Source organism: Streptomyces sp. NPDC029216, from assembly GCF_040648015.1.
GTDB lineage: Bacteria > Actinomycetota > Actinomycetes > Streptomycetales > Streptomycetaceae > Streptomyces.
This window is the reverse complement of the sequence record NZ_JBEZWL010000071.1, coordinates 1-12,077: the sequence shown is the minus strand read 5'-3', so window position 1 is coordinate 12,077 and position 12,077 is coordinate 1. Positions and strand designations below refer to the sequence as shown.

Annotated in this window: 13 protein-coding genes, 1 tRNA gene and 1 pseudogene; 4 read left to right on the top strand and 11 right to left on the bottom strand. The window is 73.1% G+C overall.

Features of this window, described 5'->3' with window-relative positions:
* Positions 1 to 139 precede the first annotated feature (139 nt).
* Together AB0F18_RS23925 and AB0F18_RS23920 are read right to left on the bottom strand one after the other, a co-directional pair.
* A complete protein-coding gene (locus AB0F18_RS23925) occupies positions 140 to 322 on the bottom strand; it encodes a hypothetical protein (protein WP_362063887.1) in 183 nt (60 codons plus the stop codon).
* 122 nt (positions 323 to 444) lie between these two features.
* Complete coding sequence (locus AB0F18_RS23920) at positions 445 to 948, bottom strand: hypothetical protein (protein WP_362063945.1); 504 nt, start codon at positions 946 to 948, stop codon at positions 445 to 447.
* Positions 949 to 1,397: 449 nt separating this feature from the next.
* On the opposite strand from AB0F18_RS23920, the gene AB0F18_RS23915 reads away from it, so the two are divergent.
* Positions 1,398 to 1,742 carry a hypothetical protein gene (locus AB0F18_RS23915; RefSeq protein WP_362063885.1) on the top strand — a complete coding sequence of 115 codons (345 nt, stop codon included), beginning with the start codon at positions 1,398 to 1,400 and terminating at the stop codon, positions 1,740 to 1,742.
* Between the two features lie 301 nt (positions 1,743 to 2,043).
* Here the strand turns inward: AB0F18_RS23915 and AB0F18_RS23910 are convergent.
* A pseudogene (locus tag AB0F18_RS23910) lies at positions 2,044 to 2,388 on the bottom strand (hypothetical protein); the annotation flags it as partial.
* A 28-nt stretch (positions 2,389 to 2,416) separates the two neighbouring features.
* Here AB0F18_RS23910 and AB0F18_RS23905 point away from each other — a divergent pair.
* Positions 2,417 to 2,629, top strand: a complete 213-nt coding sequence (locus AB0F18_RS23905; protein WP_362063943.1) for a hypothetical protein — start codon at positions 2,417 to 2,419, stop codon at positions 2,627 to 2,629.
* Between the two features lie 140 nt (positions 2,630 to 2,769).
* Here AB0F18_RS23905 and AB0F18_RS23900 read toward each other — a convergent pair whose 3' ends face one another.
* From AB0F18_RS23900 to AB0F18_RS23890, 3 genes are all read right to left on the bottom strand, one after another.
* A complete protein-coding gene (locus AB0F18_RS23900; RefSeq protein WP_362063883.1) occupies positions 2,770 to 3,399 on the bottom strand; it encodes a pyridoxamine 5'-phosphate oxidase family protein in 630 nt (209 codons plus the stop codon).
* A 195-nt stretch (positions 3,400 to 3,594) separates the two neighbouring features.
* Positions 3,595 to 4,725 carry a globin domain-containing protein gene (locus tag AB0F18_RS23895; RefSeq protein WP_362063881.1) on the bottom strand — a complete coding sequence of 377 codons (1,131 nt, stop codon included), beginning with the start codon at positions 4,723 to 4,725 and terminating at the stop codon, positions 3,595 to 3,597.
* 824 nt (positions 4,726 to 5,549) lie between these two features.
* Positions 5,550 to 5,626: transfer RNA gene (locus AB0F18_RS23890), tRNA-Pro, on the bottom strand.
* Positions 5,627 to 5,783: 157 nt separating this feature from the next.
* Between AB0F18_RS23890 and AB0F18_RS23885 the strand changes: the two genes are divergently transcribed.
* Positions 5,784 to 6,485: a transketolase gene (locus tag AB0F18_RS23885; protein ID WP_362063879.1), complete on the top strand. Its 702-nt coding sequence runs from the start codon at positions 5,784 to 5,786 to the stop codon at positions 6,483 to 6,485.
* 11 nt (positions 6,486 to 6,496) lie between these two features.
* Positions 6,497 to 7,396, top strand: coding sequence for a transketolase (locus AB0F18_RS23880; protein WP_362063877.1), 900 nt, complete (start codon positions 6,497 to 6,499; stop codon positions 7,394 to 7,396).
* Between the two features lie 26 nt (positions 7,397 to 7,422).
* Here the strand turns inward: AB0F18_RS23880 and AB0F18_RS23875 are convergent, their stop codons facing one another.
* The 5 genes from AB0F18_RS23875 to AB0F18_RS23855 all read right to left on the bottom strand — a co-directional run bounded on the left by AB0F18_RS23875 (position 7,423) and on the right by AB0F18_RS23855 (position 12,052).
* A complete protein-coding gene (locus tag AB0F18_RS23875; RefSeq protein ID WP_362063875.1) occupies positions 7,423 to 7,968 on the bottom strand; it encodes a GAF domain-containing protein in 546 nt (181 codons plus the stop codon).
* On the bottom strand, positions 7,965 to 8,609 hold the full coding sequence (locus AB0F18_RS23870; RefSeq protein ID WP_362063873.1) for an ATP/GTP-binding protein: 645 nt from the start codon (positions 8,607 to 8,609) through the stop codon (positions 7,965 to 7,967). The genes AB0F18_RS23875 and AB0F18_RS23870 overlap by 4 nt, the downstream gene beginning before the upstream one ends.
* On the bottom strand, positions 8,587 to 9,015 hold the full coding sequence (locus AB0F18_RS23865) for a DUF742 domain-containing protein (protein ID WP_362063871.1): 429 nt from the start codon (positions 9,013 to 9,015) through the stop codon (positions 8,587 to 8,589). The genes AB0F18_RS23870 and AB0F18_RS23865 overlap by 23 nt, the downstream gene beginning before the upstream one ends.
* On the bottom strand, positions 9,012 to 9,452 hold the full coding sequence (locus AB0F18_RS23860) for a roadblock/LC7 domain-containing protein (RefSeq protein ID WP_362063939.1): 441 nt from the start codon (positions 9,450 to 9,452) through the stop codon (positions 9,012 to 9,014). The genes AB0F18_RS23865 and AB0F18_RS23860 overlap by 4 nt, the downstream gene beginning before the upstream one ends.
* Before the next feature lie 80 nt (positions 9,453 to 9,532).
* Positions 9,533 to 12,052 (bottom strand): ATP-binding protein, encoded by a 2,520-nt coding sequence (locus tag AB0F18_RS23855; RefSeq protein ID WP_362063937.1) that lies wholly within the window; start codon positions 12,050 to 12,052, stop codon positions 9,533 to 9,535.
* Positions 12,053 to 12,077: the final 25 nt, after the last annotated feature.

The window sequence follows — 12,077 nt, the reverse complement described above, 5'->3', positions numbered from 1 at the left end:
CCAGGACGTGCAGGGCGAGGCCGAGGCCCTGTGCGTAGCCGGAACAGATCACGATCCGTTCCGGATCGGCTGCGCCGGCCCGCACTCGGCGCAGGTATCCAGCGGGAGGTCCCGCACCTCGCGACCCGGGTGGACAGTCTCATCCGGCGCCCGGGAAGCAGGGCGTGCAGGCATGGGCGCCGATGTGTCCCGCCAGGTCGGAGCCGGCACTCGGCGTGGGGACCACAGTTGCGTCGACGAGGCTGACAGCGGCGCCGCGGACGGCCTCCAGAGCGATGGTGAAGCCGGCCCGGTCGGGATCGCTGCCGGGCATTGTCTCCACCGCGGTCACCATGACCGAGCGACTTTGACGCAGTCGGATCACTGCGGAAGGGGGGTGATGGATGGCATAGCCGGAGCCGCGGGATGTCGGTGAGGACGCAGCTCCGCTATCGCCATCCCCTTTCAACGAGGCCGGCGTCCAGTAACAGCGTGATGGTTCAGGTGTGACCAGGCTCCGATGCCCAGAGCTGTTCCGATGCCCAGGAACGCGCCGACCCCGGCGGGCACCACCCACTGAGTTATCGAAGGCGCGGCGTGACTGCCGTTCATGGTGAGCGCAACTACGGCGGTCAGCAGGCCGTAGGGGATCAACAGCGTTCCCGCCCAGGCCGGGGCGAGCAGTAGCCGCCGGGGAAGTCTTCGGCCCCATGGCCATACGAGGGCAGATGCCAGCATCACCGCCGTCAGCGCCAGCACGGCCGTGAAGTCCATGCCGTGTCGTTCCAGCCACACCAAAGCATCGGGGGCACCGTTCTTCTCGAACTCACCCACTACATCGAACCCGTCCGCAAGCCCCGCCCTGCCGCCGAATGCCCAGTACGTCTTCAGGGCGATATAGGGCGCGGCAGCCACACTGCCCAGGGCCACGACCATCCGAGCTGCTGCCGGCCTCACCATGCGCGTCATCCACTCCTGCCTCGGAATCCTCACCGGCCGACGACTGCCACCGGCCGGTTCCACGGTGCTACGTGACGGGCCTCCGGGCATCACGCCTGGGTACCGTCGCCTCGGCGGGCCCTCCACCGAAGGGGGGAGCGGAATCATCCATTGGTACGTGATGCGATCAGACCTCGCCAGCAGATGAGTGCGCAGCCGAGGGTGAGGTGCCGGGGCCTGCCGCGCTTGCCCCGCACCGGTGGCACCGCGTTGAGCAGCGGGATCAGGCCGCGGGTGCCGCTGGTGGTCCGGGGCGGACAGGCTCCCGCAGCCCTCGAAGGCGACCGTACGCCAGCGGCGGTAGCGCACTCCGGGCGTGGACGGCTGGGCCAACGGGCCGGCCGGTAAGCCGACCACCCTGGCGCGGTACCGGGCCTACGTCCACAACGATCTCGTCCCGGCCTTCGGGACCCTGAAGCTTGGACGAGCTCGGGCACCGGCACATCGCCGCGTTCGTCACCGGCGAGCTCGCCGCCGACCGCGGCAAGACCACCCTCTACCGATGCCTGGCCACTCTCTCCAGCGCTCTCGGTGACGCCGTCAGACAGCACCGCCTCGCCCACGAGGCCGTCCGCTGCCTCCGGCACTGCCACCAGGCAGACCCGGATATGGCCGACCTGTTCGACTTCCTCATCGGCACCGGCATGCGCAAGGGAGAGGCCCTCGGCCCAAAGAGGGCGTGCGACCACACTGCGACCACCAGCAATCCGGGCACGGAAAAGGCCGTCCTCTCACGGATGAGAGAACGGCCTCCGACCAGCTAAAAGCATGGTCGGGCCGACAGGATTTGAACCTGCGACCCCTTGACCCACAGATCGATGGGTCGGGGTCAAAATCCTGACATACAGGGCGATTTGAGGTCGAGTAATGTGCGTAAATGCGCGCGTCGTGCACCTGCGGGCACTGGCGCTGGCCCCCAACTGGTCCCCAACCGGCCGCCACCCCGAGGCGTCGCCCGGGTGCCCGCTCGAGAGTGCCACCACGGATGGTGTGCACCGCGCAAGCCTGCCGAACCTCTGGGTCGGTCCTCAAAGCAAGCCGGAAGCACCCAGCATGTGACGCTCCTCACTCTCGCTGCCGACTTGGGATCGCGATAGCGACGCAGACAGTCCGGCGCAGGCCGGATCGGGGCGAGGCCTTGGGCGTCCCGCGGGGCTTGCTGATCTCGGCGAGCTTAGCCAGGCAAGCCGGTCGTCGGTGAGCATCGTTCCCGTCACTCGATCGGCGAAATCCACGCCGTAGCCGTCGGGCCTCAGCCGGGGTGTCCGCGTCCAGGGAAAGGGCGGCGGCCTGGGCTCCGCCGTCGGATGCGTTGGTGAAGGTGAGGTGTGCACGGATGAGTCGGGTGCGGCCGGTGGCGATGGTGAGCCCGAGGCCGCTGCCTTTGCCGCGCTCAGGGGTGCCGGTACGGGAAGATGTACCGCGCGCTGTTCGGCCGATGCCCGCACCGCGGGGCGCACCCGCACCGGCCGCGGTCCTCGCCCGGCCGGCCCCGCCGGGCGAGATCCGCGTCGAGCCGGGCCCGTTCACCGACCGGGTGCAGCTGACGGCGCTCACACTCGTGCCCACCGGGAAGCCGGGCGTCACCGGGCACCTCGTCATCACCTCGGACGTCAGCGACGTACTGAGCCTGGACCTGCGCGCCGCGTAAGGATCGACTTCACCGTGCCCGCGGAGTAGCTCACCGGTACCCCGTCCAGCGCCGTCCTCTCCCTCCCGGTCCCGGTCAACGAGTAGGTCCCGGCGGTACGGACTCGGGGGAGGCGCCGACCGGAGCGACCTGGGGCGTCGTCACCCGGACGGATCGCTCTTCCACGCCAGCTTCCTCAAGCGCGGGAACCGGCTGGGCCCGGCCCTGTGACCCCCGTGGATCCGTGGGGTCTCCTCCGCTGGGACAGCCGGTCCCACGGACGGCCCGGCCGGCGGGACGTGCGGCTGGGTGAAGTAGTCCGCGTCCTTGGGGCGGGCCCGGTCGTGGCCGGCGGGACGGGGGGCCGGTTCCAGGTGGGGTATGTACTTGGAGCAGTGGATGTAGGCCTCCTCGACGGTGAGGTGGACCCAGATCTCCGGACTGCGCCCGGGAACGGTACCGGTGGGCAGACCGGGATGGATGCGGCGCAGGTCCCCGTCGCGGTAGAGCCGGGCCACGCCGTTGACGTGGAGCCCTATGCGGTGGTGGGTGAAGTCCACGAAGAGCATGCCGAGGTGCGGGTTCTCGGTCATGTTCCCGGCGCTGGCGAGCACACCGTTCCCCCGGAACTCGGGGTAGGCCAGGGCGTGTTCGTCGATCACATGGACGAATCCCGGGGGACCGGCCCGGAAGCTGGCATCGCACTCTCCGTGGGAGTCCGCGGTGGCCAGGAAGACCATCGCCTGGCGGCCGATGAACTCCCGCATCTCGGAGGTGAGATGGGGACGCACTTGTCGATCGTAGAAGCGGGCGGCTCGGTCGGCGGTGCCCAATTGCTGCTGCAGCTGGTGCTCACCCGCTGATCCGAAGGGCGGCGGAGGCAAGGTCACGAGGGGTTCTCCTGGCAGGACGGACAAGGGGGCGCCTCGGGGAAGGGCGTGGTTCGGGCGCGCCCGGCGGGCGCGCGCTTGCGGGATCGCCTCGGCTCAGGGCAGGGACAGGACCGGGGTCTCGAACGGATCGTGATGGATGCGTTCGGGCAGGGTGCCGGCCAGGGTGAGCGTCTCGCTGGCGCAGACGACCATCCGAGCCGGGCCGCTGAGATAGACGTCGTGCTGGTACCACGGCCCGTACTCGGCCAGGACGTCCGGCAAGGAGCCCCGGATTCCGGGGATGTACTCGTGGGAGACAGCGCCCCTGATGGTCAGCCAGTGGTGCCGTTGGGCCATCCTGAGCATGTCTTCCACCCCGTACAGCTCACCGCCGGTTCGGGCGCCGAGGAACAGGTCCACTTGATGACGTCCCCCTCGACGGGCGACCTCTTCGACGAGTGCGCGGATCGGGGCGAGGCCGGTGCCGCCGGCCACGCAGAGCAGGTCCTTATGGACGGCCGCGTCCAGGACCATGTCGCCCATCGGGGCCCCCAGGTGCAGTACGTCGCCCACCACGGCTCGGTGCACCAGTGCGTCGCTGACCGAGCCGCCGGGCACCGCGCGGACGTGGAAGGTGAGGGTGCCGTCCTCGCGCGGCGCGTTGGCGACCGAGTAGTAGCGCCACCGCTTCGGCCACCACGGGGTCTCGACGCTCACGTACTGGCCGGCGGCGTACTCGTAGGCGATGTGCGGTCGTACGGTGATTTCGGCGATGCCGTGTCCGCGCGAGATGCGGTGCACCACCGTGGCGGGCCATACGGCGGGCCGTTGCGCCTCGTCCTGCTCGGCCGCACTGATCATGACCTGGGCGACCACGCCGTACGCCTTCGTCCAGGCGGCGGCGATGTCCATGGTCCACGCGGGGCCCGCGTAGCGGGCCAGAGAGGCGAGGAGGCACTCGCCCACGGCGGGGAAGTGCGCGGCGAGGGTGCCGAACTTGCGGTGATCGCGGCCGAGGTGTCCGCAGAAGCGGACCAGGCTTTCGGGGTCGTCGACCAGGTCCACGATGCGCAGCAGCGCGCGCAGGAGGCGGCCGCGCTGGGCGTCCATCCCCGGCGGGAACATCGGACGCACCTCGGGATGGCGGGCGAACAGGATCGCGTAGAAGTAGACCGTCATCTCGACGGCAAGGGGCTCGACCACCGACACGGAAGCCCTGATGAGGCCGATCTCGTGGTCCGACAAGGGTGGTTCGACGGGCTCGGGCACTTTGGGGTGCGCGACGGGGACGGGTAGTGGCTCCTCCGGAACCGGATGCGCGAAGGTGCTGTCGGGACGACCGATCCGGAACCTCAAAGGACCAACGCTCCCCCATCCGCTGTGCGACCGGGTCCCCACCGGGTGCAACGGCCCTGCTCTCGAGCCGCGCCGAGGGCAGGACCTTCACTGAACCTCCACCCGAAGGCATCGGCATGGAGGGCGAATGGGGAGACCATGGGTCCTCATTGGGGTACAGAGTCGACGAAGCGGACTGAATGCTTCCGGATGCGACACGATCCTGGTTCAGGATCTTGGGCCGAGGAAGGGATGTATCCACTAGAACTCGTGGCGAGAACTTGTGGAATTACCCCGGCCGAACCCGAGCGATATGAGGATTTGCCCGATTTTTCTCCCGCCGGCCGCAGACCACCCGCTGCTTCTCGCCCCAGAATTTGCGGGCGAACAGCGCCGGCATGGCGGACGGTCCCGCGCAGGCGGCGCACCGCCGACCGTCCCCGTCGCGGTCCGGACCCGCCCCACCGGCTCCAGCCGGACGGCGTCGGGCACCCGGTCCAGGCACGGCGGTCCGGAGCAGACATCGATCCGCACCGCCTGACCGCGCGCCACGGCGGCCACCGCCTCCGCGAAGCCCTCCGCCGACTCCGCTCCCCCGCCGTAGCCGGGTTCAGCGCCACGGCCGACCGGCCGCAGACTGGACGTGCGACCACACTGCGACCGCCACGGCTCCGGACGCACGAAAGGCCGCTCTCTCACGGATGAGAGAACGGCCTCCGACCTGCGTTTCCGCATGGTCGGGACGACAGGATTTGAACCTGCGACCCCTTGACCCCCAGTCAAGTGCGCTACCAAGCTGCGCCACGTCCCGATGCCGCTGACCTGGGGTTTCCCCCGGCCGAACCGGCACGAGAACCATACCGCACTTCCCCGGGTGGTCGCGCGCACCTTTCCCGGTGCGGCCCGATCTGACGGACCCGGCTGCGGCTGCTTGACCTCAAGTCCGCTTGAGGTCGCATGGTTCCTGTATGACACACGCAACCGCGGAGGCAGGCTTCCGCTACGAGGACCTGGGCCGCCTGATGGCCCTGATGACCGGCGACGAGAAGCACGGGCCCGCCGCCACCTCCACCCTGGACGTGCTGTGGGTGCTCTACGACCGGGTGCTGCGGGTCGGGCCCGGGAGCACCGGGGACCCCGGGCGGGACCGGTTCCTGCTGTCCAAGGGGCACGGGCCGATGGCCTACTACGCCGTACTCGCCGCCAAGGGGTTCTTCCCCGTCGACTGGCTGTCCGGCTTCGGCACGTACGACTCCCCCCTCGGGCACCACCCCGACCGGGTCCTGATCCCCGGCGTGGAGATCGCCAGCGGCTCCCTCGGGCACGGTCTGCCGCTCGCCGTCGGCAGCGCGCTCGGGCTGCGGGCGCAGGGGCTCGACGAGCCCGCCGTCTGGGCGCTGATCGGGGACGCGGAGCTCGACGAGGGCAGCAACCACGAGGCCATCGCCTACGCCGGCTCCGCCGGGCTGGAGGCCCTGCACACCGTGGTGATCGACAACGACTCCGCCACCCACGGCTGGCCCGGCGGGATCGCCTCCCGCTTCGAGGCGGCCGGCTGGAGCACGGCCACCGTGGACGGGCGCGACCACGCGGCGCTGCACGCCGCCTTCACCACACCGCATCCGGGCCGGCCGCACGCCGTCGTCGCCCGCGTCGAGAAGAAGTACTGAGGGGAACGTCCATGGACACCATGCGGGAACGGTTCATCTCGGTCACGTCGAGGCTGCTCGACGAGGACCCCCGGCTGGCGCTCGTGCTCGCCGAGATCACCATGGACGGGTTCCGGCCCGCCCAGGAGCGCCACCCCGACCGGGTGATCAACGTCGGGATCCGGGAGCAGCTGCTCGTCGGCGTGGGCGGCGGCCTGGCCCTCACCGGGCTGCGGCCGGTGCTCCACACCTTCGCCAGCTTCCTCGTCGAGCGGCCGTTCGAGCAGGTCAAGCTGGACTTCGGGCACCAGGACACGGGCGGGGTCCTGGTCAGCTCCAGCGCCAGCTACGACTGGCCGGCCGGCGGCTACACCCACATGTCCCCCGGTGACGTGGCCCTGCTGGACACCCTCGACGGCTGGACCGTGCACGTGCCCGGCCACCCCGACGAGGCCGAGGCCCTGCTGCGCCACGCCTACGCCGCCGGGGACGACCGGGTCTACGTCCGGCTCTCCCAGATGTCGAACGCTGCCCCCCTCCCGCCGGCCGGCGACCTGGGCTTCCGGACCGTACGGGAGGGCGGCGCGGGCGTGGTGGTCGCCGTCGGCCCGCTGCTCGACAACGTCCTCGCCGCGACCGAGGGCCTCGACGTCACCGTGCTGTACGCCACCACGGTGCGCCCCTTCGACGACGAGGCCCTGCGCGCCGCCGCGGGCCGCGCCTCGGCCGACGTCGTCCTGGTGGAGCCGTACCTCGCCGGCACCTCGGCGGCGGCCGCCGGGCAGGCGCTGCTCGACGTCCCGCACCGGGTCCTGCCGCTGGGGGTGGGGCGCGCCGAGCTGCGCCGGTTCGGGACGATCGAGGAGCACACCGCCGCGCACGGGCTGGACGCCGGCTCGCTGCGGCAGCGGATCACGGCCTTCCTGCGCTGAGCGGGTACCGGGCGGACGGGGTCGCCTCAGGCGGGGCGGTCCCCGCGCTCCTGGAGCAGCTCCACGAGCTCGGCGGCGAGGGACTTGACCGTCGTCAGGCCCGGCAGTCCCCACCTCCGGGGGACCACGTCGACCGCGCACACGGTGCCGAGGACGATGCCGCGCCGGTCGGTGAGCGGCGCCCCGAGGTAGGAGCGGACCCCGCTCTCGTCCACGACCGCGTTGCCCGCGAAGCGCGCGAAGTCCCGTACGTCCTCCAGGACCAGGGCGCGGCGCCGCACCACCACGTGGGGGCAGTAGCCGTGGTCGCGGGGCAGCACCCGCGCGGGATAGCCGCTCGCCGCCGCGTCCGGGCCGTGGTGCAGTCCGGCGAAGAACTGGCGGTCCTCGCCGACGAAGTTGACCCCGGCGTACGGGGCGTCGAGGGTCTGCGCGACCCGGCGGGCGAAGGCGTCGAGTTCGGCGTCCACCCGCTCCCCCAGGTTCATCTCGCGCAGCCGGACGGCGCGCGCGGGCGCCTCCCGGTCCACCGGGGTGAGCAGCAGGTGGCCGGTCGATTCGTAGCGGGTCATGGCAGTCCCCCCGGTGGGAAGTGGTGTGCGTACTGGGCTTGGGCCGGCGGACGCGGCGCCGCGGCGCGCCGCGCCGTGCACAGCAGGTGGTGGACGAGGGCGGCCAGCGTCCCCGTACCGGATCCCGTGAGGCGCGCGTCGCAGCGGACGACGGGCACCTCCGGGCCGAGCCCCACCGCTTCACGGACCTCCTCGGCCGTGTAGCGGTGGCTGCCGTCGAACTCGTTGACGGCGACGACGAAGCCGATGCCGCGCCGTTCGAAGAAGTCCACGGCGGGGAAGCAGTCGGCGAGGCGGCGGGTGTCGGCGAGGACGACGGCGCCGAGCGCGCCCGCGCAGAGCTCCTCCCACAGGAACCAGAAGCGCTGCTGGCCGGGCGTGCCGAACAGGTAGAGGACGTGCCGGTCGTCGAGGGTGAGCCGGCCGAAGTCCAGGGCCACCGTGGTCGCCGTCTTGGCCTCCACCCCGTCGAGCGGGTCGGCGGCCTCGCCGGTCCCGCTCAGCAGTTCCTCCGTGCACAGCGGCTCGATCTCGCTGACCGCGCCCACGAAGGTGGTCTTGCCCGCCCCGAACCCGCCCGCGACCAGGATCTTCAGGGTCACGGGCAGGGCCGGGGCCTCAGAGCCGTCGGCGTAGGCCATCGAGCACCGCCCTCAGCAGGGTCTGGTCGTCGGCGGCGAAGGACCCGGCGCCGCCCGGGAACCGGGGCGCCTGTGCCATCACGGCCCCGCACTCCATCAGGTCGGACAGCAGCACCTTCACCACCACCGCCGGGAGCCGCAGGTGGCCGGCGACCTCGGCGACCGTCACCGCGGCCGCGCCCGCGCAGCAGCGCAGCGCGAGGGTGTGCTCGGCGCCGAGCGGGGCCCTCGGGCGGACCCCGGTGGCGGTCACCAGGGACAGCAGGTCGAGGGCGACGGCGGGCCGGGTGCGGCCGCCGCTGGCCGTGTACGGGCGCATGACCCGGCCGGCCGAGTCGTCGAGCCAGGGCGTGTCGCGCAGCGCACCGGCCCCCGTTCCCCTTTCCCCCCTGGCCCAGACCCTCATCGCCCGGCGTCGGCGTCGGCGACGGCCGCGGCCACGGGGCGGCGCGGCGGGGCCGCCAGGTACGGCCGTACGCTCTTGACCAGCATCGCCATCTCGTAGCCGAGCACGCCGGCGTCGGCCTCCCGGTCCGCGAGTACGGCCAGACAGGTGCCGGAGCCGGCCGCGGAGACGAAGACGAGGGCGGTGTCGAGTTCGACGACGACCTGACGGACCTCGGAGCCGTCCCCGAAGCGGGCGCCGGCGCTGCGGCCGAGGGAGTACAGGCCGGAGGCGAGGGCGGCCATGTGGTCGGCGCTGTCGGAGTCCAGGCCGTGCACACAGGTGACGAGCCCGTCGTTGGTCAGCAGGACCGCGGCGCGCGTGTACGGGACCCGTTGGACGAGCCCGCCGAGCAGCCAGTCGAGATCCGAGAGGCTGCTGGTCTTGGTCTTCACCATCGTCTGCGTCTGCATCTGCGTCTGCGTCGCCACTTCGCCGGCCATGGGGGTGTGCTCCTTGCTGGGGTTCGTGCGGGTGTTCACTCGTGTGTCCGTGTCTGCTGCTCGGACTGGGCGAGGCCGAAGCCCCGCTGGAAGGCCGCCATCAGGCCGGGGTCGTGCACGGCTTGCTCGGTGCCGCCGTCCGCGCGGCGGGGGGCGGGGGCCTCGCACAGCTGCGGCGCGAGATGCGTCTGGGCGCGCCGGCGGGGCAACGGGGGCCGCTCCCCGCCCCGCCGCGGCAGGGGCCCGGGGTACCCGTCCCCGACCCCCCGGGCCCACGCGGAGGCGGGGCCCGAAGCCTGCTCCAGTCCGGGGACGGCCGGCCCGGGGACCCCGCCGGGCACGGCCCCCCGGGCCGGGCTCGGGGACCGGCCCGGATCAGCACTCCAAACCTCGTCGAACGACCGCCCGAGGCCGGAGGCCCGGTCGAGGGCGGTGGGCCCGTCGAGGGCGGTGGGCCGGTCCGCGTCTGCGGCCCGGTCGAAGTCCGTGGCCAGGCCCGCGTCTGCGACCCGGCCAAGGTCCGTGGCCAGGCCCGCGTCAGTGACCCGGCCGTAGTCCGTGGCCAGGCCTGCGTCGGAGGGCCGGTCGAGGCCGGTGGCCCGGTCCGCGCCGGAGGCTCGGTCCGTTTCGGAGGCCCGGCCGAGGTTCGTGGCCAGGCCCGCGTCGGTGGTCCAGTCGGTGTCGGTGATCCGGGGCCGGCCGGGGGCCGGGACACGGCCGAGGCCCGGGGGCCGGGCCGGGTCGTCGTCCAGCGACGGGGTCCGGCCGAGGTCCAGGGCGCGGGCCGGGTCCGCGGTACGTGCTGCGGCGGGGGCCCCGCCGGGGGCTGGGGGCCGGACGGGCTCCGGGGCCCCGCCGGGAGCGGGTGCGCGCCCGAGGTCCAGGGACCGGCCGGGGTCCTGGCTCCAGCCGCCCTCCTGGCTCCAGCCCGAGGGCAGCGGCCGGGCCGGCTCCGAGGACCGCCCCCGGTCCGGCGACGGGGCCGGTCCCAGGCCCCGTCCCGCGTCCGAGGCGCCGTCCGCACCGGCGGTCCCGGCCGGGCCGGGACTCCGTACGGGGTCCGCCGGCCGACCCCGGTCCAGGGACCGGAGGGGCCCCGGGCTCCAGCCCGGGTCAGCCGTGTCGTCCGCCTCAGCGGTCCGTGCCGGGCCGGGGATCCGGCTTGGGGCCAGGGGCCGTTCGCGGCCCACGGGCTGAGGAGCCAGGCCCCAGCCCGAACCCCGGGACTCCCCCGCATTCGTGAACCCGGCCGAGTCGGGGCTCCGTTCGGGCTCCGTCGACCGGCCGCGGTCCAAGCGCCGGGCCGGGGCCGCGCCCGCGGTGTCGTCCGCCTCGGCGATCCGTGCCGGGCCCGGGATCCGGCCCGGGGCCAGGGGCCGTTCGCGGCCCACGGGCTGAGGGGCCAGGCCCCAGCCCGAATCGGAGGCCGCCGCTTCCGCGAACCCGGCCGGGGCGGGACCCCGTTCGGGGTCCGCCGGCCGGTCGCGGTCCAAGGGCCGGGCCGCGCCCGCGGTGTCGTGCGCCTCGGCCATCCGTGCCCGGCCCGGGGTCAGGGGCCGTTCGCGGTCCACGGGACGGGCCGGGGTCAGGCCCCAGCCCGCATCCCGGGGCTCCTCCGCATCCGGGGCCGGACGCTCGGGGGGCGGGGAGGTCGGGTCCGGGAGGCGGGCCGGTTCCAGAGGGGGGAGGGGGGTGGGTTCGGCCGTGCCCCAGGAGGTGGGGCGGGAGCCGGACAGGGCGTCGGCGGCGTTCGGGGACTCCGCGCCCAGCAGGCCCTGGGGCAGCACGAGGACCGCGAGCACCCCGCCGTAGATGTTGGACTTCAGCTCGACGGCGATCCCGTGCCGCCGGGCCAGTGCCGAGACCACGAACAGGCCGATCCGCCCGTCCGCCAGCAGGTGCCGCACGCTCACCTGGTCCGGGTCGCCCAGCAGGGTGTTCATCCGGCTCTGCTCGCGCGGCGGCATGCCCAGGCCTCGGTCCTCCACCTCGACCGCGATACCGGCGGTGACCCGCTCGGCCCGCACCACCACATCGGTGTCGGGAGCGGAGAACACCGTGGCGTTCTCCACGAGTTCGGCCAGCAGGTGCACCACGTCGGCGACGGCGTGCCCGCGTACGGTGCCGCCCGCCGGGGGCACCACCTTCACCCGCGTGTACTGCTCCACCTCGGCCACCGAGGACCGCAGCACCTCGCTCAGGTCGATCGGCCGCGTCCACTGGCGCCGGGAGGCGGCGCCGCCCAGCACCGCGAGGTTCTCGGCGTGCCGGCGGATCCGGGTGGCGAGGTGGTCGACGTGGAAGAGCTGCCTGAGCAGGTCGGGGTCCTCGACCGTGTCCTCCAGCTCGTCGAGCAGCGAGATCTCCCGGTGCACCAGCGACTGAAGCCGGCGCGCGAGGTTGACGAAGACCTCCACCTTGCGGTCGCTGTCGCTCGGCGCGGCCGGCACGGCCAGCCGTACGAGGGTCTCGTGCGCCTGCTCCCGCGCGCCCCGCAGCTCCTGCGCGAGCAGCCAGAACTCGTCCACCCCGGACACACCGGACACCCCGGACACTCCGGCCGGACCGCCCGCCCCGGCC

Bases quoted from the DNA above. Each gene is read 5' to 3' on its own strand.
- AB0F18_RS23920 (WP_362063945.1), bottom strand. From the start codon at position 948: ATGACGCGCATGGTGAGGCCGGCAGCAGCTCGGATGGTCGTGGCCCTG.
- AB0F18_RS23870 (WP_362063873.1), bottom strand. From the start codon at position 8,609: ATGGCCTACGCCGACGGCTCTGAGGCCCCGGCCCTGCCCGTGACCCTG.
- AB0F18_RS23865 (WP_362063871.1), bottom strand. From the start codon at position 9,015: ATGAGGGTCTGGGCCAGGGGGGAAAGGGGAACGGGGGCCGGTGCGCTG.
- AB0F18_RS23875 (WP_362063875.1), bottom strand. From the start codon at position 7,968: ATGACCCGCTACGAATCGACCGGCCACCTGCTGCTCACCCCGGTGGAC.
- AB0F18_RS23860 (WP_362063939.1), bottom strand. From the start codon at position 9,452: ATGGTGAAGACCAAGACCAGCAGCCTCTCGGATCTCGACTGGCTGCTC.
- AB0F18_RS23885 (WP_362063879.1), top strand. From the start codon at position 5,784: ATGACACACGCAACCGCGGAGGCAGGCTTCCGCTACGAGGACCTGGGC.
- AB0F18_RS23905 (WP_362063943.1), top strand. From the start codon at position 2,417: ATGCCCGCACCGCGGGGCGCACCCGCACCGGCCGCGGTCCTCGCCCGG.
- AB0F18_RS23880 (WP_362063877.1), top strand. From the start codon at position 6,497: ATGGACACCATGCGGGAACGGTTCATCTCGGTCACGTCGAGGCTGCTC.